Annotated in this window: 20 protein-coding genes and 1 tRNA gene; 9 read left to right on the forward strand and 12 right to left on the reverse strand. The window is 71.6% G+C overall.

Going from position 1 to position 21,178, the window contains the following annotated elements:
* Positions 1–29 precede the first annotated feature (29 nt).
* Both ACIQAK_RS25830 and ACIQAK_RS25835 read left to right on the forward strand, forming a co-directional pair.
* On the forward strand, positions 30–1,031 hold the full coding sequence (locus ACIQAK_RS25830) for a zinc-binding dehydrogenase (RefSeq protein WP_366391549.1): 1,002 nt from the start codon (positions 30–32) through the stop codon (positions 1,029–1,031).
* A 192-nt stretch (positions 1,032–1,223) separates the two neighbouring features.
* The gene (locus tag ACIQAK_RS25835) at positions 1,224–2,624 is read left to right on the forward strand and encodes an FAD-dependent oxidoreductase (RefSeq protein ID WP_366391548.1); all 1,401 of its coding nucleotides are present in this window, start codon (positions 1,224–1,226) and stop codon (positions 2,622–2,624) included.
* 7 nt (positions 2,625–2,631) lie between these two features.
* On the opposite strand, the gene ACIQAK_RS25840 is transcribed toward ACIQAK_RS25835, so the two are convergent.
* On the reverse strand, positions 2,632–3,477 hold the full coding sequence (locus ACIQAK_RS25840; RefSeq protein WP_366391547.1) for a class E sortase: 846 nt from the start codon (positions 3,475–3,477) through the stop codon (positions 2,632–2,634).
* 399 nt (positions 3,478–3,876) lie between these two features.
* Between ACIQAK_RS25840 and ACIQAK_RS25845 the strand changes: the two genes are divergently transcribed.
* Positions 3,877–4,218 carry a hypothetical protein gene (locus ACIQAK_RS25845; RefSeq protein ID WP_366391546.1) on the forward strand — a complete coding sequence of 114 codons (342 nt, stop codon included), beginning with the start codon at positions 3,877–3,879 and terminating at the stop codon, positions 4,216–4,218.
* 72 nt (positions 4,219–4,290) lie between these two features.
* Here the strand turns inward: ACIQAK_RS25845 and ACIQAK_RS25850 are convergent.
* Positions 4,291–4,364: transfer RNA gene (locus ACIQAK_RS25850), tRNA-Thr, on the reverse strand.
* 177 nt (positions 4,365–4,541) lie between these two features.
* Here ACIQAK_RS25850 and ACIQAK_RS25855 point away from each other — a divergent pair.
* From ACIQAK_RS25855 to ACIQAK_RS25865, 3 genes are all read left to right on the forward strand, one after another.
* A complete protein-coding gene (locus ACIQAK_RS25855; RefSeq protein ID WP_366391545.1) occupies positions 4,542–5,678 on the forward strand; it encodes a sn-glycerol-3-phosphate ABC transporter ATP-binding protein UgpC in 1,137 nt (378 codons plus the stop codon).
* Positions 5,679–5,948: 270 nt separating this feature from the next.
* Complete coding sequence (locus ACIQAK_RS25860) at positions 5,949–6,362, forward strand: hypothetical protein (RefSeq protein WP_366391544.1); 414 nt, start codon at positions 5,949–5,951, stop codon at positions 6,360–6,362.
* 136 nt (positions 6,363–6,498) lie between these two features.
* A complete protein-coding gene (locus ACIQAK_RS25865) occupies positions 6,499–7,215 on the forward strand; it encodes a nucleotidyltransferase family protein (RefSeq protein ID WP_366391543.1) in 717 nt (238 codons plus the stop codon).
* Between the two features lie 85 nt (positions 7,216–7,300).
* Here the strand turns inward: ACIQAK_RS25865 and ACIQAK_RS25870 are convergent, their stop codons facing one another.
* The 7 genes from ACIQAK_RS25870 to ACIQAK_RS25900 all read right to left on the reverse strand — a co-directional run bounded on the left by ACIQAK_RS25870 (position 7,301) and on the right by ACIQAK_RS25900 (position 14,508).
* The gene (locus ACIQAK_RS25870) at positions 7,301–8,929 is read right to left on the reverse strand and encodes a DoxX family membrane protein (protein ID WP_366391542.1); all 1,629 of its coding nucleotides are present in this window, start codon (positions 8,927–8,929) and stop codon (positions 7,301–7,303) included.
* Between the two features lie 184 nt (positions 8,930–9,113).
* Positions 9,114–10,070, reverse strand: a complete 957-nt coding sequence (gene rlmB / locus ACIQAK_RS25875; RefSeq protein WP_366391541.1) for a 23S rRNA (guanosine(2251)-2'-O)-methyltransferase RlmB — start codon at positions 10,068–10,070, stop codon at positions 9,114–9,116.
* Positions 10,071–10,171: 101 nt separating this feature from the next.
* Positions 10,172–11,572, reverse strand: a complete 1,401-nt coding sequence (cysS, locus tag ACIQAK_RS25880) for a cysteine--tRNA ligase (RefSeq protein ID WP_366391540.1) — start codon at positions 11,570–11,572, stop codon at positions 10,172–10,174.
* Between the two features lie 113 nt (positions 11,573–11,685).
* Complete coding sequence (locus tag ACIQAK_RS25885; protein WP_366391539.1) at positions 11,686–12,090, reverse strand: PPOX class F420-dependent oxidoreductase; 405 nt, start codon at positions 12,088–12,090, stop codon at positions 11,686–11,688.
* 204 nt (positions 12,091–12,294) lie between these two features.
* Positions 12,295–12,816 (reverse strand): 2-C-methyl-D-erythritol 2,4-cyclodiphosphate synthase, encoded by a 522-nt coding sequence (gene ispF, locus ACIQAK_RS25890; RefSeq protein WP_366391538.1) that lies wholly within the window; start codon positions 12,814–12,816, stop codon positions 12,295–12,297.
* Positions 12,806–13,573 carry a 2-C-methyl-D-erythritol 4-phosphate cytidylyltransferase gene (ispD, locus tag ACIQAK_RS25895; RefSeq protein ID WP_366391537.1) on the reverse strand — a complete coding sequence of 256 codons (768 nt, stop codon included), beginning with the start codon at positions 13,571–13,573 and terminating at the stop codon, positions 12,806–12,808. Before ispD ends, ispF begins: the two co-directional genes overlap by 11 nt.
* A gap of 452 nt (positions 13,574–14,025) precedes the next feature.
* On the reverse strand, positions 14,026–14,508 hold the full coding sequence (locus tag ACIQAK_RS25900; RefSeq protein WP_006380568.1) for a CarD family transcriptional regulator: 483 nt from the start codon (positions 14,506–14,508) through the stop codon (positions 14,026–14,028).
* 683 nt (positions 14,509–15,191) lie between these two features.
* Between ACIQAK_RS25900 and ACIQAK_RS25905 the strand changes: the two genes are divergently transcribed.
* Complete coding sequence (locus ACIQAK_RS25905; RefSeq protein ID WP_366391536.1) at positions 15,192–15,896, forward strand: DUF461 domain-containing protein; 705 nt, start codon at positions 15,192–15,194, stop codon at positions 15,894–15,896.
* Positions 15,897–16,211: 315 nt separating this feature from the next.
* Here the strand turns inward: ACIQAK_RS25905 and ACIQAK_RS25910 are convergent, their stop codons facing one another.
* Together ACIQAK_RS25910 and ACIQAK_RS25915 are read right to left on the reverse strand one after the other, a co-directional pair.
* On the reverse strand, positions 16,212–16,892 hold the full coding sequence (locus ACIQAK_RS25910; protein WP_003968183.1) for a response regulator transcription factor: 681 nt from the start codon (positions 16,890–16,892) through the stop codon (positions 16,212–16,214).
* Positions 16,889–18,169, reverse strand: a complete 1,281-nt coding sequence (locus ACIQAK_RS25915) for an ATP-binding protein (protein WP_366391535.1) — start codon at positions 18,167–18,169, stop codon at positions 16,889–16,891. The genes ACIQAK_RS25910 and ACIQAK_RS25915 overlap by 4 nt, the downstream gene beginning before the upstream one ends.
* A gap of 197 nt (positions 18,170–18,366) precedes the next feature.
* Here ACIQAK_RS25915 and phoU point away from each other — a divergent pair, with 197 nt between their 5' ends.
* Together phoU and ACIQAK_RS25925 are read left to right on the forward strand one after the other, a co-directional pair.
* A complete protein-coding gene (phoU, locus tag ACIQAK_RS25920; protein ID WP_366391534.1) occupies positions 18,367–19,044 on the forward strand; it encodes a phosphate signaling complex protein PhoU in 678 nt (225 codons plus the stop codon).
* A 262-nt stretch (positions 19,045–19,306) separates the two neighbouring features.
* Positions 19,307–19,456, forward strand: coding sequence for a hypothetical protein (locus ACIQAK_RS25925; protein WP_015610292.1), 150 nt, complete (start codon positions 19,307–19,309; stop codon positions 19,454–19,456).
* Between the two features lie 152 nt (positions 19,457–19,608).
* On the opposite strand, the gene ACIQAK_RS25930 is transcribed toward ACIQAK_RS25925, so the two are convergent.
* The gene (locus ACIQAK_RS25930; protein ID WP_366391533.1) at positions 19,609–20,940 is read right to left on the reverse strand and encodes an MFS transporter; all 1,332 of its coding nucleotides are present in this window, start codon (positions 20,938–20,940) and stop codon (positions 19,609–19,611) included.
* Positions 20,941–21,178: the final 238 nt, after the last annotated feature.

The raw sequence follows: 21,178 nt of genomic DNA on the forward strand, positions 1-21,178 counted from the left end.
GCCCGCCCCTCCGTCCCAGGGAGCCCTTCGTGCACGCCATCCGCCTCCACGCCTTCGGCCCCGCCGAGAACCTCACGTACGAGCGGGCCGAGGACCCCGTCCCCGGCCTCGGCCAGGTCCGCATCGCCGTGGAGGCGGCCGGGGTGCACCTCCTGGACACCGCCCTGCGGGAAGGCGGGAGCGGCCCTTACCCGGCTCCCCCCGAACTCCCCACCATCCCCGGCCGCGAGGTCGCCGGAACCGTCGAGTCGCTCGGCGAGGGCACCGACCCCGGCTGGCTGGGCAAGCGCGTCGTCGCCCACATCGGCATGGCACCGGGCGGCTACGCCGAACTCACCGTCACCGAGGCCGACAGGCTCCACGAGCTTCCCGGGGCACTCGGCGCCGCCGAGGCCGTCGCCATGATCGGCACCGGCCGCACCACCCTCGGCATCCTCGGCTTCACCGACCTCGGCCCAGACTCCGTAGCCGTCGTCACCGCGGCGGCGGGCGGGATCGGCACCCTCCTCGTCCAATACGCCAAGGGCGCGGGGGCCACCGTGATCGCCCTGGCCGGCGGCCCCGCCAAGGTGGCCCGGGCGGAGGCGAACGGCGCCGATCTCGCGCTCGACTACACCCTCCCCGACTGGTCCGGCCACGCCCGGGCCTTCCTCGACGCGACGGACCTGCGGGCCACCGTCGTCTACGACGCCGTCGGCGGGACCACCGCCCGCAGCGCCGTCGGCCTGCTCGGCAAGGGCGGGCAGCACATCGTCTACGGCTGGTCCGGCGAGGGGCTCCGCGACGGGCAACCCCTCACCTTCACCCCTGAGGAACTGGCCGAACGCGCCATCACCTCCGACTCCGTCCTCGGGCCCCAGATGATCGAGCGGGGCGGCGGCCTGCGTGCCCTGGAGACCCGCGCCCTTACCGAGGCGGCTGCCGGCCGGCTGCGCCCCGCCGTCCAGCGCTACCCGCTCGCCGAAGCGGCCGCGGCACACCGGGCACTGGAGACGCGCGGCACGATCGGCAAGGTGGTGCTGGAACCCTGATCAGCCCCCGCCCCGGCCCAGCCGGTCACCGCACCACCAGCACCCCCACCGCCCCCGCAGCCCCCACTCCCGCGCACAGGCGAGCGGGGGCGCCCCGTGCGCACCCTGGGCGAGACGAAACACCCCGCCGCGCAGTAACGTCCCGCCACACGTACGCTCGGCATCACACCGGACAGGGACACCAGGGGCATCATGAGCACCGTCAGTACCGTCAACGGCGGCATATCGTTCTGGTACGCGCAGGAGGGCACACCGGCCCCCCGCGAACCCCTCCCCGGCGACGCGAGCGCCGACGTCTGCATCGTCGGCGGCGGCTACACCGGGCTCTGGACGGCGTACTACCTGAAGAAGGCCGTCCCCTTCCTGAACATCACCGTGCTGGAGGCCAAGTTCTGCGGTTACGGGGCCTCCGGCCGTAACGGCGGCTGGCTGTACAACGGCATCGCCGGCCGCGAGCGGTACGCGAAGCTGCACGGCCACGACGCGGCCGTACGGCTCCAGAAGGCGATGAACGAGACGGTCGGCGAGGTCGTACGGGCCGCCGCCGAGGAGAAGATCGAGGCCGACATCCACCAGGGCGGCGTCCTGGAGGTCGCCCGCACCCCGGCGCAGCTCGCCCGGCTCAAGGACTTCCACAGCGTCGAGATCGCCTTCGGCGAGACCGACCGGGTCCTGCGCGGCGCACGCGAGACCGCGGAGCGTGTCAAGGTCACCGGCGCGGTCGGCTCGACCTGGACCCCGCACGGTGCCCGGCTGCACCCCGCCAAGCTGGTCAAGGGCCTCGCGAACGCCGTGGAGGCGCTCGGCGTCACGATCCACGAGTCGACCCCGGTCACCGAGATCAAGCCCAAGCACGCCGTCACCCCGTACGGCACGGTCCGCGCCCCCTACATCCTGCGCTGCACCGAGGGCTTCACGGCGGGCCTCAAGGGGCTCAAGCGGACCTGGCTCCCGATGAACTCCTCCATGATCGCCACCGAACCGCTCCCCGCCCGCATCTGGGACACCATCGGCTGGGAGGGCCGCGAGACCCTCGGCGACATGGCCCACGCCTACCTCTACGCCCAGCGCACCGCCGACGACCGCATCGCGCTGGGCGGCCGCGGCTACCCCTACCGCTACGGCTCCGCCACCGACAACGACGGCCGCACCCAGCCCGCCACCATAGATGCCCTGCGCGACCTGCTGGTCCGCCTCTTCCCCACCACCGCGGGCCTCCGCATCGACCACGCCTGGTCCGGCGTCCTCGGTGTCCCCCGCGACTGGTGCGCCACCGTCACCCTGGACCGCTCCACCGGGCTCGGCTGGGCGGGCGGCTACGTCGGCTCCGGCGTCGCCACCGCCAACCTCGCCGCCCGCACCCTGCGCGACCTGATCCAGCAGGATTCCGGCCAGGCCGGCCCCACCGACCTCACGACGCTCCCGTGGGTCAACCACAAGGTCCGCCGCTGGGAGCCCGAACCCTTCCGCTGGCTCGGCGTCCACGGCCTGTACGCCGCCTACCGCGCCGCCGACCGCCGCGAGACGACCTCGCCGCGCCCCGGCACCGACCCGATCGCGAAGGCGGCGGACCGCGTCTCGGGCCGCCACTGAGGCCGGGCTAAGGCGCCGGGCTCTCGGCCACCAGCACGCCCACCTTGTCGATCCGGTGCTCGGGATTGCCGAGGGCGTCCCGCCAGAAGTTCCCGGCCGCGTCGTCCTCGGGCGTCGCACAGGTGGAGATCGTGATCATCGCCCGGGCCGGCTCCTCACCGGGCCGCCCCGGTACCTCGGCCCGCTGCTCGGCGAGCGAACGCTCACTGCGGAAGGAGGTCTGCCGGGTCCCGGTGATCTCGTACGTGTACCGGGTGCCGTCCTCCACCACGTACACAAGATCGCCCTTGCCGAGATCCGGCAGATCCCGCAGCACCCCTCCGGCGCTCAGCCGGTGCGCGGTGACGAGGTAGTTGCCCACTTCTCCCGGCCCGACCCCGCCCCCCTCCCCGTACGGGCTGGAGGCCACGCCCCGGTCCTGGATCCGGCTGCCGGGACGGTCGTCCGTCGTCCCCTCGTACGGCACGACGTCCAGGTCCGCGACGCCGATGGCGGGGATCGCAAGGACGGCGGTCTCGGTACGGGGGTCGGTCCGGTCGGCGGAGACGGTGCGCTCGGCCGGCCCGGCGGAGACGGTGCGCTCGGCCGGCCCGGCGGAGACGGTGCGCTCGGCCGGCCCGGCGGGGACGATGGCCGGGCCGGACTCCGGGGCCGTACGCGCGACGGAAGGGGCAGGTGCCTTGTCGGCGATCACGCCGCTCGACGCACCGGCCCCGGTCCCGGCACCTGCCCGGCTCTCGGCACCCGCCTCCGCACCGACGGCCGCTCCCGTGGAGGCGCACCCGACGGCCGCCATCAGGACGACGGCACCGGCGCAGGCCAGAGCTTTCGGAACACTACGAGGGCGGCGCATGGGCATCCCCATCAGTCACCGGCCCGGCCGGGGCGGGACGGGCCGCACGATCGATCGGCCATCCCTCCCAGTACACCACCACCCCCGCGATCCGCATACGGACGACCGAGAGACCGCCGTCATCGGCCCACCCACCGGGCCCCTCCACACCACCACACGAACGCGTCCGCACCTCCCTCCCCTCGCAGCCACTGATGCGGAACAAGGCCTGACCCGCGCACAACTACGCTCCCGGCGCGCGGAGTTCACACCCAGGGTGCTGGGCCCAGCGGCGCGGAAGGAGGGAACACGACTCCCGGACCACCGCCGCCTCCCCACCACCGACGCTCCCGGCCACCAGAGTGGACAGGGCCCAGACCCACCCCTTTCGCACCTCCCCGCCCCTCCAGGAGCACTCCCATGCCCCAGCCCCCCACCGATGCGGACAACGCCACCACGTTCCTGGCCCTCTGCGGCCACACCCACCTCTTCCCCGGCGCCCGCTGCCACCTCCAGGGCCTGCCCGACCCCGCCGCCTTCGCCGCGGCCCCGCAACCGATCGACGTGTACCTGCGCTTCTCCGACGGAGCGGCCACGGACGCGGAACTCCGCACGGAGGACCCGGCCGGCCCGGTGCTCACCGTCCCGGCGTACACCACCGGTGCGGGTACGGCCATCGGCGCCCGCACCTGGGCGGTCCGCGAGTTCACCGGAACACGAGAAGAGGTCGAGCTGACGCTCGGCGCCCCGGTCTCGGCCTGACCCTCAGCACGGGACGGCCACAACACACAAGAAAGCCCAGGTCAGAACGGATCTGACCTGGGCTTCCCACCGGGCCCCCTGTCGGATTCGAACCGACGACCTACGCATTACAAGTGCGTTGCTCTGGCCAGCTGAGCTAAGGAGGCGTGCCGGAGCAGTGTAACCAACCGCGCGCCCGGACCGTTCGCGGTTTCCCTGTGCCCCGGACTACTGACAGATCGGGGAACGCCAGGTAGCGTCACGGCAGGTTCGCGTCTGTGGACCAGCCCACTCCCTACTCGGATCGTCCGGCACGTTCCTGCCGGTGGAGGAGAAGATTCAGCATGGCCAGTGTCACGTTCGACAAGGCGTCCCGCGTCTACCCCGGCTCCACGAAGCCGGCTGTGGACCAGCTCGAGATCGACATCGCGGACGGTGAGTTCCTCGTCCTGGTCGGTCCTTCCGGTTGTGGCAAGTCGACCTCCCTGCGCATGCTCGCGGGTCTTGAGGACGTCAACGGCGGTGCGATCCGCATCGGTGACCGCGATGTCACGCACCTGCCGCCGAAGGACCGGGACATCGCCATGGTGTTCCAGAACTACGCGCTCTACCCGCACATGTCCGTCGCGGACAACATGGGCTTCGCGCTGAAGATCGCCGGTGTGAACAAGACCGACATCCGGGCGAAGGTCGAAGAGGCCGCCAAGATGCTGGACCTCACCGACTACCTGGACCGCAAGCCGAAGGCGCTTTCCGGTGGTCAGCGTCAGCGGGTGGCGATGGGCCGGGCCATCGTGCGGGAGCCGCAGGTCTTCCTCATGGACGAGCCGCTGTCGAACCTCGACGCCAAGCTCCGTGTCTCCACCCGTACGCAGATCGCCTCGCTGCAGCGCCGCCTCGGCATCACCACCGTCTACGTCACCCACGACCAGGTCGAGGCCCTCACCATGGGCGACCGGGTCGCGGTACTGAAGGACGGGTTGCTCCAGCAGGTCGACTCGCCGCGCAACATGTACGACCGCCCGGCCAACCTCTTCGTCGCCGGTTTCATCGGCTCCCCCGCGATGAACCTGGTCGAGGTGCCGATCACCGACGGTGGCGTGAAGTTCGGCAACAGCGTCGTCCCGGTCTCGCGTGAGGCGCTGACCGCCGCCGCGGACCGCGGCGACACCACCGTCACGGTCGGCATCCGTCCCGAGCACTTCGACATCGTCGAGCACGGCGGCGCCGCGGCGAGGACCCTCTCCAAGGACTCCTCGGACGCGCCGGCCGGTCTCGCCGTCTCCGTCAACGTGGTGGAGGAGCTCGGCGCCGACGGGTTCGTCTACGGTTCCACCACCGTCGGCGGCGAGCACAAGGACCTGGTCGTCCGGGTCGGTGGCCGTGCCGTGCCGGAGAAGGGCACCGAGCTGCACGTCGTCCCGCGCCCGGACGAGCTGCACGTCTTCGCCACCTCGACCGGTGAGCGCCTCACCAACTGACGGGACCCCGTCACCGGCGAGCGCCGCGCCGACCGACGCGGCCTGCCTCCCTGTCGTACGCTCGGCCCCGTGCCCCTTCCAAAGGGGCGCGGGGCCGTTCGCATGGTCCGGGGCGGTTGGGGGTTTCGGTGCCGGGCAGCGTCAAATACCCCGGCACACAGGGCATTTCCCCCTGGTTCGTCAACCTGGCATTCGAAAGGGCGCGTCGAACCATCCCCCGCGAGAGTGACGAAATGTCGCCAAGTCATCACCGAACGCTACGCTCGCTGCGTGACCCACACCGCTCGGCGCATCGGCCGATCCTTCGCCCTCGTCCTGCCCGTCGTCATGGTGCTCTCCGGGACCCTCGCGGTCACCAGCGTTCCGTGGGCGGCAGCGGACAAAGACTCCACGCTGCTGGCCGCCTCATCGGAGACCGTGTCCAAGCCCGCCAAGCCCCGCGCCGCGCAGGACATCCTGCGCGACAAGCTGCTCGTCGAGCTCCAGGAGAAGGACCCGGGCACCGCGCTCACGGGCCTCCAGCGAGCCGTCGAGCAGCGCCCGTCGCTGGCGCGGCACTGCATGTCGATCGCGCGGGCGCTCGGCAGGGCCGCCGTCGAGCAGTACGGCCCGACGCGCGCGCAGCGCTTCTCCCGCCCGGTCTGCGACACGTCGTTCGCCTCGGGCGTCGCTCGGTTCAGCTGAGTCGCTCGATCCGGTTGAGTCGCTCGGTCCGGTTGAGTCGTTCGGTTCAACTGGACCGAGCGGAGCCGCGCGGAGCTGACGCGGGACGGCGGCCGCCAGGGGCCGCCGTCCGCGGGCACCGCATATCGTGCCTGCCATGCATACGTATCCGACGCAGGCCGTGATCCTCGCCGGTGGCCAGGGGTCACGGCTGCGGCCGTACACCGATGACCGCCCGAAGCCGATGGTCGAGATCCCGGGAACCGGGACCCCGATCATCGGCCATCAGCTTTCCTGGCTGGCCGCCGAGGGCGTGACCGATGCCGTGGTCTCCTGCGGGCATCTCGCCGAGGTGCTACAGGAGTGGCTGGAGTCCGCCGCGTTGCCGCTGCGGGTCACGACCGTGGTGGAGCAGGAGCCGCTGGGCCGGGGTGGCGGGCTGAAGTACGCGGCGCAGCGGCTGCCCGATCCGGAGCAGCCCTGGTACGCCACCAACGGCGACATCTGGACCCGTTTCTCGTTGCGGGAGATGGCCGCCTTCCACGCGGAGCGCGACGCCACCGCCACACTGGCCCTCGCTCGGCCCCGGATTCCCTGGGGTGCGGTGGAGACGGACGCGTTCGGGCACATCACGGACTTCATCGAGTCGCCGCCCTCGCCGTATCTGATCAACGCGGGGGTGTACGTGTTCTCCCCTGCCTTCACGGGGATGTTGCCGGACCAGGGCGACCATGAGCGGACCACATTCCCCCGGCTGGCCCGGGGGCGCCGGCTGGCCGGGTATCCGCTGCCTCATGGGGCGTACTGGCGGGCGATCGACACGGCGAAGGACCTCACCGAGGCGGCGCGCGAGCTGGGCGCCCAGGCGGGTTGACAGCCCTCGCCGCAGGACGTGCCACCAAGGGGCGGCCCCCACCCGAAGCCGGGTGGGGGCCGCCCCTCTTCGTTCGTTCCGCGGGTCAGCCGAGCAGGCCGCCGATCGGGTTGCGGCCGCCGCCGGAGGAGCCGCCCGACGTCGAGCCTTCGCCGCCGCCGGAGGTGGGCGGGGCTTCCGGCTCCGAGCCGCCGCCGGTGGAGCCGCCCGAGCCGGTGGAGCCGGAGGAGGTGGGGCCGGCGCTGGTGGTGGCGGGAGGTTGCTGGGGGGTGGTCTGCTGCGGGGGTGCCTGGCCGGTGCCCTGGGTCTGGCTGGGCTGGGTGCCGGCCCCGGTGCTCTGCCCGCCGCCGGAGTCGCGGGTCGCGCCGGGCGTGGCCTGTCCGGGGGCGGGGGTGTCGGCCTCGCCGGAGCGGGTGGGCTCGGGGCGGCGCTTCTGCTCCTGGGGCGTACGGGAGGCCTGGCGTTCGCCGGTGGACTCCTGGGGCAGCGGCATGCCGGGGAGGCGGTTGGTGGGGTTGTCGTTGCGGCCGGGGACGGTGACGACCTCGGTGGAGCGGACGGCGCCCCCGAGGATGGAGCCGATGAGCAGGGTGAGGCCGATGACGACGCTGGCGACGACGGCCCCGCGACGCAGGACGCGTCGGCGCAGGTCCCAGATCTCGGAGCGGGGGCCGAGCCTGCGCCAGGCTTCTCCGGCGAGCCGTCCGTCGAGGGAGTAGACGGGGGCGCCCGCGATGATCAGGGGGCTCCAGGCGGCGAGCAGGATGATGTCGGGGGCGTCGTACACGGCGACCGTGCGCCAGCTGACGGTCACCAGGAGGGCGGCGGACAGCAGAGCGCCGACAGAGGCGGCGACGCGCTGCCAGAGCCCGAGGACGGTGAGGACGCCGACGACGACCTGGAGGAAGGCGACGGACAGTCCGGCGCCGACCGGGTGGGAGAGGGCGAAGTCGCGGAGCGGTTCGGCGAGCGCCCAGGGGTGCAGGGAGTTCAGCCACTTGACCATGGAGCCGCGCTCACCGCCGTCGAAGTAGACGGGGTCGCAGAGCTTGCCCATGCCGGCGTAGATGGAGATGAAGCCGAGGAGGACCCGCATGGGCAGCAGGACGACGCCGAGGTTCATCCGGTGGCCGGGGTAGTAGGCGTGCCGGACGGGGTCGTTGCCGTGGCGCCGGGCGCGGGCCTCGGAGGTGTCCTCGTAGCCGTCGTCGTCGGCGGCGGGGATGTCCGGCTCGTCGTCGGCGGAGTCGTACGCGCCGACGGCCCGGCGCATGGGCGGCAGGAGGGGTCCGGTGCGTCCGGGCTGCTGCGGGGCGGTCAGTACGGGGTTGGGCTGGGTCTCCTCCAGGAGCGGGATGACCTGGGTCGCGCCCGCCGCGTGGCCGTCCGCGGTGCCGGCGACGAGCGCGGTGTCGAGGTGGTCGGCGGTGGAGTTGCGTACGGCCTGGAGGAGGCCGGTGGCGCCGGGGTCGCCCGGGGCCGATCTGCCGCTCCAGACGACCGGTGCCCGCCTGCGGCCGCCGCCGGCACCGCTCATGGCGGGGATACGGGCCGTCTCCGCGGGGGCAGCGCGCAGCCGTGCGCGCTGGCCCGGGGCGAGCTGCACCCGGAAGCTGGCGTGGTTGACGATGACCTGCGCGGGGTCGCTGTCCACCTTGGTCATGCTCAGGGCGGGTTGCTCGTCGAACCGAGGCGTTCTGGTGTCCACACTCATCTAACCGAGTGATGGGTGTTTAGGACACTGCCTTGACCGGCCCGATGTGTCCGAGACCCGTCAAGATCCGGCCAAACTCGGGCATCCTGGAACCCTGTTCGGCGTTCGCGCGTCAACTCGGCGGGTCGGGGAGCCCGTCGCCGGGGCCGTCACCGCGCGAACGCCGTACCGGGGTGCGGCGCGGCTATCCGCGGCGGCGCGCCACCTCGTAGAGCACGATGCCCGCCGCGACACCGGCGTTGAGCGACTCGGCGCCGCCCGGCATGGAGATCCGGACGCGGTAGTCGCAGGTCTCGCCGACGAGGCGGCCCAGCCCCTTGCCCTCGCTGCCGATGACGATGACGACCGGACCGGCGAGCTCCTGAAGGTCCTCCACCGTGTGCTCACCGTCGGCGGCCAGGCCGACGACGGTGAGGCCCGCCTTCTGGTAGCCCTCCAGGGCGCGGGTCAGGTTGGTGACCCGGGAGACCGGGGTGCGGGCCGCCGTACCGGCCGAGGACTTCCACGCGCCGGCGGTCATTCCGGCCGCGCGGCGCTCGGGGACGACCACGCCGTGGCCGCCGAACGCGGAGACCGAACGGACGATCGCACCCAGGTTGCGCGGGTCCGTGACGCCGTCGAGGGCGACGATCAGCGGGTCCTCGTTGTTGTCGTACGCGGCGGCGGTGAGGTCCTCCGGGTGCGCGTACTCGTACGGCGGGACCTGGAGGACGAGGCCCTGGTGGTTCAGGCCGTTCGTCATCCGGTCCAGCTCGGGGCGCGGGGCCTCCATCAGGTTGATGTTGCCGCGCTCGCCGGCGAGCTTGAGGGCGTCACGGACGCGCTCGTCGTTGTCGATGTACTGCTGGACGTACAGGGTGGTGGCGGGCACGCCGTCGCGCAGGGCCTCGTAGACCGGGTTGCGGCCCACGACCATCTCGGAGGTGCCCTTCACGCCGCCGCGCCGGGGCGCGGGGCGGCGGGCGGCGGCCTGCTTGGCCTGGGCGTTGGCCACCCGGTTCTTCTTGTGTCCCTTGCGGGCGGAGGCGGGCGGCGTGGGTCCCTTGCCTTCGAGACCACGGCGTCGCTGACCACCGCTGCCGACCTGCATGCCCTTCTTGTTGGACGTGCGGCGGTTCCTGCGCTGGCTGTTCCCGGCCATGACCTACCTGTTTCGTTGCTTTCAGACGTGCGTACGTATGAGGACAAGTGTGCCGCCCGGATCGCCGGGCGGCACAATCGCGCCGTTCGGAAGGGTGCGGCTCAGCGCGGTCCGAGCGTCCACCGGGGACCGCTGGCGCTGTCCTCGATGACGAGTCCGGACTGGTTGAGCTGGTCGCGGATGGCGTCGGCCGCGGCCCAGTCCTTGCGGGCCCGGGCCGACTGCCGCTGGTCGAGGACCAGGCGTACGAGGGTGTCGACGACGCCATGGAGGTCCTCGCCCCGGTCGCCCTCGCCCGCCCAGTGCTCGTCGAGCGGGTCGAGGCCGAGGACGCCGAGCATGGCCCGGACCTCGGCGAGGCGGGCGACGGCGGCTTCCTTGTCGTCGGCGGCGAGCGCGCTGTTGCCCTGGCGGACGGTGGTGTGGACGATCGCCAGGGCCTGCGGCACACCCAGGTCCTCGTCCATCGCCTCGGCGAAGGCGGGCGGCACCTCGGCGGCGGGGGCGACGACCTCTCCCGCCTTCTCGGTGACGCGCTGGACGAAGCCCTCGATCCGCGCGAACGCGGACTCGGCCTCGCGCAGGGACTCCTCGCTGTACTCGATCATCGACCGGTAGTGCGGGGTGCCCAGGTAGTAGCGCAGGACGATGGGGCGCCAGTGCTTGACCATCTCGCTGACGAGGACGGAGTTGCCCAGCGACTTGGACATCTTCTCGCCGGACATGGTGACCCAGCCGTTGTGCACCCAGTAGTTGGCGAACGCGTCGCCGTACGCCTTGGCCTGGGCGATCTCGTTCTCGTGGTGCGGGAAGATCAGGTCGATCCCGCCGCCGTGGATGTCGAAGGCGGAGCCCAGGTACTTGTGGGCCATCGCGGAGCACTCCAGGTGCCAGCCGGGCCGGCCGCGGCCCCAGGGGGTCTCCCAGCTGGGCTCGCCCTCCTTGGCCGCCTTCCACATGGCGAAGTCCCGCTGGTCGCGCTTGCCGGTCTCGCCCTCGCCCGAGGGCTGGCGCAGGTCGTCCAGCTCCTGGTTGGAGAGCTCCAGGTAGCTGGGGAGGGACCGGACGTCGAAGTAGACGTTGCCGTCGGCCTCGTAGGCGTGGCCGCGCTCGATGAGGCCGCGCATCATCTCGATCATCTCGGTGATGTGGCCGGTGGCCCGGGGCTCGTAGGTGGGCGGCAGGCAGCCCAGCGCGTCGTAGCCGTCGTTGAACGCGCGCTCGTTCTCGTAACCGATCGACCACCAGGGGCGGCCCTGCTCGGCGGACTTCTTGATGATCTTGTCGTCGATGTCGGTGACGTTCCGGATGAACGTCACATCGTAGCCGCGGTAGGTGAACCAGCGGCGCATGATGTCGAAGTTGAGTCCGGAACGGATGTGCCCGATGTGCGGTGCGGCCTGGACGGTAGCGCCACAGAGGTAGATCGAGACACAGCCCGCTGCGAGCGGGACGAAGTCACGGATCTGCCGGGCGCTGGTGTCGTGCAGGCGAATAGTCACGCCTCAAGGGTAGTAGGCCGACACCAGTGCCCCGCGACCCATGGGCGATCGCGGGGCAACTTTCTGATACCGGCCTGGTCGGGGCAGCGCCGCCGAGGGCTCTCAGGTGCTCCTCAAAGGCGTCCGACGACCTTGCGCGGGGTGATCCGGACCACGACCCGGGGGGCGTCCTGGGCGGAGTTCGGGTTGAACTCCGCGTACGGCTTGCCGCTGTACTTCAGCGACAGCTCGTCGATCAGCTCCTGGCCGCCCTCGGTGGTCAGCTCCGCCCGGCCGCGGATCTCGGCGTAGGTGTACGGGTTGTCGGCCGGCTGGACGACGACGGTGACGCGCGGGTCGCGGCGGAGGTTCGTCTCCTTGCGGCGGCCGACGGTGGTGGAGACCAGGAGGTCGTCGCCGTCGCGCTTCACCCACACCGGTGAGACCTGCGGGCTGCCGTCCGGCTGGATGGTGGCGATGTTGACGAAGACCGGGGAGTCGAGCAGGTCCTTGAGCTCGGTGGAGAGTGCGGCGGTCATGACGTACGTCCTCCTGGTGGCTGGCGCGTGATCCTCTGACTCTCCCCCCAACCTCGCGTTCCCTCTGATACTTCCCGCGTCGCCCTAGTTCCGAGCGTGCCGAGCGATGGGCGAGAGGCCGTGGGCGATGGGCGATGGGCGAGAGGCCGTGGGCGATAGGCGATAGGCGATGGGCGATGGGCAAGGCGTACGGGCCCTCTCGGGTCAGCGCGCCCGGTAGACCAGCGCTGTCGCGATCCCCGCGATGCCCTCGCCGCGCCCGGTGAAGCCGAGGCCGTCCGTGGTGGCGGCGGACAGCGAGACCGGGGCGCCCACCGCGGCGGACAGCACCTTCTGCGCCTCGTCGCGCCGCTTGCCGATCTTGGGGCGTACGCCGACGACCTGGACGGCGACGTTCCCGATCTCGTACCCCTCGGCGCGGACGATCCGGGCGGCTTCGGTGAGCAGCGTCACGCCGGCGGCGCCGGACCACTCTGGGCGGCCGGTGCCGAAGTGCTGACCGAGGTCGCCGAGGCCGGCTGCGGAGAAGAGGGCGTTGCAGGCGGCGTGCGCGACGACGTCGGCGTCCGAGTGGCCGGCCAGACCAGGGCCCTCGCCCTCCCACTTCAGGCCCGCGCACCACAGGTCGCGGCCCTCCTCGAAGGCGTGGATGTCGGTGCCGATCCCGACGAGCGGGATGACGGGCGCGCCGGCGGTGTGCTCACCCGCGGTGTGCTCAGAAGCCATCGTGGGCCCTCCTGCGGGCGAGTACCGCTTCGGCCAGCACGAGGTCGAGCGGCCTGGTGACCTTGAAGGCCTCTTCGTGTCCGGGGACGACGACGACCGGCTGCCCGAGGCGTTCGACCATGCCCGCGTCGTCCGTGGCGCCCTCGCCGTCGAGCGCGACCTCGGCGTGGGCCCGCGCCAGCGTGTCCCGGTCGAAACCCTGCGGGGTCTGCACCGCGCGCAGCCTGGCCCGTACGGGGGTGGAGAGCACCGGCTCCGGCTCCCCCGCCACCGCCGCGGGCTCGACCTCCTTGACGGTGTCGGCGAGCGGCAGGGCGGGCACGACGGCGGGCGCCCCGTTCCGTACGGCTTCCACGACGGCGTCCACCGTGTCGACCGGCACCAGAGGGCGGGCAGCGTCGTGGACCAGGACGACGGAGATGTCCTCCGGCAGCGCGTCGAGTCCGAGGCCCACCGACTCCTGCCGGGTGTCCCCGCCGGGCACCACCAGGTAGTCGGTGCGCTCGGGCAGGGCGTGCTCGTCGAGAAGGTGCTTCACCTCGGGCGCGCCGTCCGGCGGGGCGACCACCACGACGAGGGAGACGGCCCGGGAGGCCGCCATGGCGCGGACCGCGTGGATGAGCATGGGCGTGCCGCCGAGCGCCCGAAGGGCCTTGGGCGTGCCCGGTCCGAGCCGTATGCCCCGCCCGGCTGCGGGAATCACCGCGGCGGTACGGAGGGGGCGCGGCCGATCGGGCGGGGGTGGCGTCGATGACATCGGTTGCACTCCGAAGGTCCGAGGGCCCGAGGGGGCCGGGAGGAAAGGTCCGAAGGTTCGGCAGGTTTGTTTCCACGGGCGACGTGGGTAGGGGCCCACCAAGCCGGGCGTGACGCCCTGACTTGGACCGGGCCCCTTCCGTGACACCCGGATCGAGCGGAGTCGCAGCGGTGAACAGTGGTCCGGCTGACGCACCCACCCGTCCGTCACCGGGCAGGGACGGGTACGTCGAGTACGGACGAGCACGGGGTTACCGGAAGTCGGGCTCTCGCTCCGGCACTTTCGGTAACCCGTTGAATCCGGTCCGGTCTCATACGTCCGGTATATCCGGGGTCCGGGGTCCGGGCTCTTGGCTGTGCGGGCCCGGACATGCCGCAGCGCCCGACGACACACCGTACAAACGGCTGGTCAGCGGGCACCGCGGCACATTCTCATGACCGGTGCGATCCGGTTCAGGACGCGAGGACCTCGTCGAGCAGGGCCTCGGCCTTGTCCTCGTTCGTGTTCTCCGCGAGAGCGAGCTCGCTCACCAGGATCTGGCGGGCCTTGGCAAGCATGCGCTTCTCTCCGGCGGAGAGACCGCGCTCGCGCTCACGACGCCACAGGTCACGCACCACTTCAGCGACCTTGATGACATCGCCCGAGGCGAGCTTCTCCAGATTTGCCTTGTAACGCCGGGACCAGTTCGTCGGCTCTTCGGCATACGGCGCGCGAAGCACCTCGAAGACCCGGTCCAGCCCCTCCTGCCCGACCACGTCGCGCACGCCCACGAACTCCGCATTGTCCGCCGGCACACGAACCGTCAAGTCGCCCTGGGCGACCTTGAGCACCAAGTAGGTCTTGTCCACGCCTTTGATCTGGCGAGTTTCGATAGCCTCGATCAGCGCGGCCCCGTGATGGGGATAGACCACGGTGTCGCCAACCTTGAACGTCATGTGACAGGTACCCCTTCCGTGGCTATCCAGAGTAACACGAGAATCCCCTCTCCTGAATGGCGTTTTCGCAGGTCAGGGCATATCTCGGGGCTTGACAACAGCAACACGAACGTGCTGCGGAAGGCTTCCGGAAGACGGTATTCGCAGGTCGGAGCGGCTGTACGACCGGAGCGAAACGCTCGCGTCACACGGCCCGGAAGCCCCACAGAAGAGGGCGAAAGTCCCGTTTTGTCGGGTTCCGGATGGTGAACTTTCCGTACTCCGTTCGGCCGTCGATCACCCGTACGGATGTATGTACCGGTGTCCAATGAAATTGATCAAGGCCCGCTCCACACGACGCCTTTCCCGGGGAATGCGCCGCGGCCCAAGGAATTGATCACGGGGATTACGTGAACGGCACATGTCGTGTCGGCCGCCGGGCCCGGGGCGGGTGCGCCCCGGTCGCCGCTCGCCGCGGCAGGTCCGTGACAGCTCACCGCGGCCGGCCGGACGCTGCGGGAAGACCCGCACGTCCTAGAGGCGGGTCGGGTGCGGGGCGGGGCGGGCGGCTCGGTAGCCTAAGGCCGCTGACACACCCTTAGGACGGCTTTACGTCATCCCTTCCCCGGCCGTCCGCGGGGCGCGCAGCCCAACGCCCGACGTCCGAAGTCCGCAGTCCGATCGTTCAAGGAGTTGCCGCCGCCGTGAGCCGCAGCCTTCGACACGGCGCTCTCGCCGCCACTGCCATCGCGTTCTCGATCGTCTCCCTGTCCGCCTGCGCGGCGGGCAACAGTGCCGAGACGCTCAAGGTCAGGCCGGACAACGCGGCCACCTCGGTGGGCTCCGTCAAGGTCCAGAACGTGAACGTGATCACGCAGGCCGAGCCCGAGGCCGAGGGCCCCGCCGCGGTCACCGCGACACTGTTCAACGACAGCAGCGAGGCCGAGGTCCTGGAGAGCATCACGCTGCCCGGCACCGACGTCCGCGTGAAGCTCCAGGCTTCGAAGGGCAGCGGCCCCGTCGAGATCCCGGCCGGCGGCCGGGTCATCCTCGGCGGCGAGGGCAACGCCTCCGCCGTGATCGAGGAGGGCCGCGAGGCCACCCAGGACGGCAACGTCCAGCAGGTCGTCTTCAAGCTGAGCCGCACCGGCGATGTCGCACTCGGCGCGAACGTCGTCCCGGCGACCGGCTACTACAAGGACTTCGGTCCCACCGCGCGGCCCGAGGCCCCGGCACCGAAGCCGAGCGAGACCCCGGACGCGGATGGCTCCGAGACCCCGGGCGCAGGTGGCTCCGAGACGCCGGGCGCGCCGGCGGGCGAGACCCCGGGCGCCCCGGAGTCCCCGGCGACCGGTGCGGAGCAGCAGGGCGGCACGGAGGGCTCCCCGGAGACCGGGACGAGCGGCTGACGCTGACCGCGTACGCACACGAACGCCGACGCCGACCGCGTACGTATACGAACGGCTGACGCTGACCGTGCACGACACGAACGGCTGACGCTGGCCGCGTACGTGTACGAACGGCCGACGCTGACCGTGCACGACACGAACGGCCGACGCCGACCGCATAGGTCACGAACGTCGGACGCCGCCCGCGGGCGTGCGCCCGCGTTCGTACGGAACACGCGCGCGGCTACGCGAGGGGGCGCTTCCCGGTCGGGAAGCGCCCCCTCGCGTCGTACGGGTCCCGCACGTCGTGCCAGTCAGTACTACGGGTCCCGCGGTTTACGGCTCGAACTTGTACCCGAGGCCCCGCACGGTGACGAGGTAGCGCGGTGCGCCGGGGTCGGGCTCGATCTTGGCGCGCAGGCGCTTGACGTGGACGTCGAGGGTCTTGGTGTCGCCGACGTAGTCCGCGCCCCAGACCCGGTCGATCAGCTGCATGCGGGTCAGCACGCGGCCTGCGTTGCGCAGCAGCATCTCCAGGAGGTCGAACTCCTTGAGCGGGAGGTCGACCTTGCCGCCGGAGACCGTGACCACGTGCCGGTCCACGTCCATCCGGACCGGACCCGCCTCCAGGGCGGCCGGGGTGACCTCCTCCGGTTCGCCGCGGCGGCGCAGGACGGCGCGGATGCGGGCGACGAGCTCGCGCGAGGAGAACGGCTTGGTGACGTAGTCGTCGGCTCCTATTTCGAGCCCGACGACCTTGTCGATCTCGCTGTCCTTGGCGGTGACCATGATCACCGGGACGTTGGAGCGGCTGCGCAGCTGGCGGCACACCTCGGTGCCGGGCAGGCCGGGCAGCATCAGGTCGAGCAGGACCAGGTCGGCGCCGTTGCGCTCGAACTCGTCCAAGCCGTCGGGGCCGGTCGCGGCGATCGCTACCTCGAAGCCTTCCTTGCGCAGCATGTAGGACAGGGCGTCGCTGAAGGATTCCTCATCCTCGACGACAAGCACTCGGGTCACGGAAGAGCCTCCGGGGCAGGGAAGGGGTCATAGGAGTCGGTCTCGAACGGGGGCTTGTCTTCGCCGCCGACGCCGTTGACGCCGTTGACGATAAGCGGTCCGCCGGTGGTGCGCTCCCTCACGGCGCCCGATTCGGGCAGCCGGAGGGTGAAGGTGGAGCCCTGTCCCTCGGAGCTCCAGACGGTGACCTCCCCGCCGTGCGAGGCGGCCACGTGTTTGACGATGGCCAGGCCGAGACCGGTGCCACCGGTGGCGCGGGAGCGGGCCGGGTCGACGCGGTAGAACCGCTCGAAGACCCGCTCGCGGTCCTTCTCCGAGATGCCGATGCCCTGGTCGGTCACGGCTATCTCGATCAGGTCCCCGCCCGGCCCGGCGGTGCGGCGCGCCGCGATTCCGACCCGGGTGCGGGCGGGACTGTAGTTGACGGCGTTCTCGACGAGGTTGCCGAGGGCTCCGACGAGCTGGCCCCGGTTGCCCCAGACGGTGAGGCCCTCGGCGCCGCCGGAGGCCATGGTGATCTGCTTGGAGCCGGCCTGCTGGCGGCAGCGGTCGATCGCCTCGGCGACGAGCACCTCCACCTTGACCGGCTCGGCGTCCTCCAGGGGATCGTCGTTCTGCACCCGGGAGAGGTCGATGAGCTCCTGCACCAGATTGGTCAGCCGGGTCGCCTCGATCTGCATTCGCCCGGCGAACCGCACCACCGCCTCCGGGTCGTCGGAGGCGTCCATGACCGCCTCGGAGAGGAGTGAAAGCGCTCCCGTGGGGGTCTTGAGCTCGTGGCTCACGTTGGCGACGAAGTCGCGCCGTACCGCCTCTATCCGGCGGGCCTCCGTGAGGTCCTCGACCAGCAGCAGCACCAGCCGCGAGCCCAGCGGGGCGACGCGGGCGGAGACGGCGAGGGTGTCCCCCCGGCCGGTGCCGCGCCGGGGGAGGTCCAGCTCGCCCTGGCGTATCTCACCGTCACGCCGGGTGTCGCGGGCCATGTTGAGCATCGGCTCGACAGCGAGGCGACCGCCCCTGACCAGGCCCAGCGCATACGCGGCGGAGCTGGCCTTGACCACCCCGTCGCTCTCGTCCAGCACGACGGCGGAGGAGCTGAGCACGGAGAGGACCGTGTCCACTCCCGGCGGCAGGGCGGCGTTGCCGTCCGGCCGCAGAGACGTACGCGTGGGCCGTTTCAGGTCGCGCTCGCTCCAGCGGAACGCCAGCATGGCGATCACACCGGTACAGAGCCCGGCGATCGCTGCAGCTGCGGCGACCGCCGCGTTCACGTCCATGCTTCAAGGTTATGCGGGTGCGCAGACACTCTCCCAGCCGTCCGAGTGCCATCTCGAACACTCGTCGCCCAGAGTTCACCGAGGGGATGGAGCCGGTTCACTTAGGGGGCCGGATACGGACGCGTTGCGGCCGCACCGTGTAACCGTGGGGGTCGGTCCGAGACCCCGGCCTCAGTTGGAACTGGAGAGGGACTTCCATGCGCGACGCTTACCACGAGGAACTCGACTCGATCGGAGAAGGCCTGGTCGAGATGGCCCGGCTGGTCGGATCGGCGATCGGCCGGGCGACCACGTCCATGCTCGACGCCGACCTGAAGCTCGCGGAGAGCGTGATCGCCGGCGACCAGAAGGTCGACGAACTCCAGCACGACCTGGAGGCGCGCGCGATCGCCCTCCTCGCCCGTCAGCAGCCGGTGGCGACCGATCTGCGGATCGTGGTGACCTCGCTGCGGATGAGTGCCGACCTGGAGCGCTCGGGCGACCTCGCCCAGCACGTGGCGAAGCTGGCCCGGCTGCGCTTCCCGCAGTCGGCGGTCCCGCACGACCTGCACGCCACGATCCTGGAGATGGGCCAGCTCGCCCAGCGGCTGATGGCCAAGGCCGCCGAGGTCATCATCACCAAGGACGTCGATCTGGCACTCCAGCTGGAGCAGGACGACGACGAGATGGACCTGCTGCACCGCACGCTGTTCCAGCACCTGATGGACGACCGCTGGAAGCACGGCATCGAGACGGCCGTCGACGTGACGCTGCTGGGCCGCTACTACGAGCGTTTCGCGGACCACGCGGTGTCGGTGGCGAAGCGCGTCGTCTACCTGGTGACGGGTGAACACGCGGACGAGCTCCAGGCGGCGACGCCGGTGGAGGGCTCCTGACCGTTACGAGAGGGCGCGCACGGCACCCCTGCACAGCAGGCACGCACCCGGCACGCACCCCGTATCCGCCCGGTACGCACCCGGCGCACGCGAGTCGCACATGCGTTCCTGCACGTGTGCGCCGTTGATGCGCCGGGCGGGATGGGCATGCAATGGGGCGGGGACGGCGCCATGGCCGTACGCGGTACGCGCCGTGTCGTCACGTCCCCGGCGGCGGCGCATCGGCGTCGGCCGCCCAGCCGTACGCCCCTGAGGAGGGACCATGGCCGATTCCCCCATGACCGAACCCCAGCTGGAGACCCCGACCGAAGTGGTGCACCTGCCCGTGCTCGGCGCCTGCGGCTGCGGCTCGGGCTGCGGGTGCGGCTGCCAGTCCGGTGCTCCGTGCCAGTGCGGCGGCTGCTCGGGCTGACCGGCGCCACGCACCTCGCAGGCATGCGCCGGCGCCCGCCCGGTGGTCTCGCCGGGCGGGCGCCGCCGCCGTGTCTCCGCGGCCGGGCGATGTCGCCGCGTCCCCTTCTCCGTACGGGGCCTCCCCCGTACGGAGCCTCCCCCGTACGGAGGTCAGACCGCGCGCTCCACCGACACCGACACCGCCGCCGCGCCGGGCTCGGCCTGGTCCGGCCGGGCCTGAGCGGGTACGGGAGCGGGCTCGGGGACGTTCTCCTCGTCGAGGATCTCCTCGCGGGGCAGGTTGCGCATCAGCAGCCAGTAGCCGAAGGCGGCGACCGTACCGATCACCGCGCAGGCGCCCCAGAGCCAGGCCGCGCCGTAGTGGTCGATCACGAAGCCGGACATCAGGGGCGCGACGAGCGCGGCCACCGACCAGGACATCGTGTACATGCCCTGGTAGCGGCCCCGGCCCTGAGCCGGCGACAGCTGCACGACGATCCCCGTCTGGGTGGGCGCGTTCACGATCTCGGCGAGGGTCCAGACGCAGACCGTCAGGGCGTACACCCCGACGGACCCGGCGAAGGCCGTCAGCCCGAAGCCGTACCCGGCGAGCAACGAGGAGACGATCAGCAGCCGACGCGGGTCGCGGTGCTGGATGAAGCGGGTGACGGGGATCTGGAGGGCCACGATCAGCACACCGTTGACGGCGATGGCGGTACCGAAGTCGGAGCTGGAGAGCCCGTCCGCCCCCATCGCCACCGGCAGCCCCACGTACCCCTGCTGGAAGATCAGCGACACCAGGAACGACAGCCCCACGACGCCCATGAAGCGCCCGTCCCGCAGGACGGTGGTGAGCCGCACCTCGTCCTTGGCCCGCTTGCCGCCGACGGTCTTCACGGGGGCCTGCGCGGGACGCGACTCCGGCACCTTCACGAAGACGACGACGGCGCAGACGAGCGTCATGAGCGCCTCGCCGACGAAGCCGGCGAGGTAGCTGTACTCGGCGATGAACCCGGCCGCGGCGGAGGAGACCGCGAACCCGAGGTTGATGGCCCAGTAGTTGAGCGAGAAGGCCCGCACGCGGTCCTTGGGGGGCACGATGTCCGCCATCATCGCCTGCACGGCGGGGCGGGAGGCGTTGCTCGCCATGCCGACGAGGAAGGCGACGCCCGCGATGGCGAAGGGGTGCTCCATGAACCCGAGCACCGCCACGGAGACGGCCGTGGAGGTCTGCGCGATGAGCATGGTGGGCCGCCGCCCCAGCCGGTCGGTCATCACCCCGGCGCCGAGCGAGGAGATGACACCGCCGAGCCCATGGAGGGCGACGACGAGACCGGCGTACGAGGCCGAGTAGCCGCGCTCCAGGGTCAGATACAGGGCCATGAACGTGGCGACGAAGGCGCCGAGCCGGTTGACCAGCGTGCTGAGCCAGAGCCACCAGAACGCCCGGGGCAGCCCGGAGACGGTCTCGCGGACGGCTGTTCTGAGACCGGCGACGGACATGCGGTTCCCCCCACGGGACGTACGGAACGAGGCACATCGGGTAAGCGCCCCGATGGCAGTCCGTACGTTACGAAGCCGCGCTTCCCACCCGCCACCGGATTGACGCCGACCGTCAATCGTCAGCGCGCCCCACCTCGTGACGGCGCCGCGCGTCAGCACGCCCTGCCTCTCGGCGGGCGCCGCGCGTCAGCACGCACTACCCCCCCCCGGCGGGCGCCGGTCATCAGCCCCGCTCCAC

This window comes from Streptomyces sp. NPDC088706 (assembly GCF_044752765.1).
Lineage (GTDB): Bacteria > Actinomycetota > Actinomycetes > Streptomycetales > Streptomycetaceae > Streptomyces.

What these genes read in the sequence shown, in the direction of transcription:
- ACIQAK_RS25870 (WP_366391542.1), bottom strand. Translation starts at nt 8,929, where the DNA reads ATGAGTGTGGACACCAGAACGCCTCGGTTCGACGAGCAACCCGCCCTG.
- ACIQAK_RS25835 (WP_366391548.1), top strand. Translation starts at nt 1,224, where the DNA reads ATGAGCACCGTCAGTACCGTCAACGGCGGCATATCGTTCTGGTACGCG.
- ispF (WP_366391538.1), bottom strand. Translation starts at nt 12,816, where the DNA reads ATGGCTTCTGAGCACACCGCGGGTGAGCACACCGCCGGCGCGCCCGTC.
- ispD (WP_366391537.1), bottom strand. Translation starts at nt 13,573, where the DNA reads ATGTCATCGACGCCACCCCCGCCCGATCGGCCGCGCCCCCTCCGTACC.
- ACIQAK_RS25915 (WP_366391535.1), bottom strand. Translation starts at nt 18,169, where the DNA reads ATGGACGTGAACGCGGCGGTCGCCGCAGCTGCAGCGATCGCCGGGCTC.
- ACIQAK_RS25930 (WP_366391533.1), bottom strand. Translation starts at nt 20,940, where the DNA reads ATGTCCGTCGCCGGTCTCAGAACAGCCGTCCGCGAGACCGTCTCCGGG.
- ACIQAK_RS25840 (WP_366391547.1), bottom strand. Translation starts at nt 3,477, where the DNA reads ATGCGCCGCCCTCGTAGTGTTCCGAAAGCTCTGGCCTGCGCCGGTGCC.
- ACIQAK_RS25900 (WP_006380568.1), bottom strand. Translation starts at nt 14,508, where the DNA reads ATGACGTTCAAGGTTGGCGACACCGTGGTCTATCCCCATCACGGGGCC.
- phoU (WP_366391534.1), top strand. Translation starts at nt 18,367, where the DNA reads ATGCGCGACGCTTACCACGAGGAACTCGACTCGATCGGAGAAGGCCTG.
- ACIQAK_RS25855 (WP_366391545.1), top strand. Translation starts at nt 4,542, where the DNA reads ATGGCCAGTGTCACGTTCGACAAGGCGTCCCGCGTCTACCCCGGCTCC.
- ACIQAK_RS25865 (WP_366391543.1), top strand. Translation starts at nt 6,499, where the DNA reads ATGCATACGTATCCGACGCAGGCCGTGATCCTCGCCGGTGGCCAGGGG.
- ACIQAK_RS25925 (WP_015610292.1), top strand. Translation starts at nt 19,307, where the DNA reads ATGGCCGATTCCCCCATGACCGAACCCCAGCTGGAGACCCCGACCGAA.
- rlmB (WP_366391541.1), bottom strand. Translation starts at nt 10,070, where the DNA reads ATGGCCGGGAACAGCCAGCGCAGGAACCGCCGCACGTCCAACAAGAAG.
- ACIQAK_RS25845 (WP_366391546.1), top strand. Translation starts at nt 3,877, where the DNA reads ATGCCCCAGCCCCCCACCGATGCGGACAACGCCACCACGTTCCTGGCC.
- ACIQAK_RS25885 (WP_366391539.1), bottom strand. Translation starts at nt 12,090, where the DNA reads ATGACCGCCGCACTCTCCACCGAGCTCAAGGACCTGCTCGACTCCCCG.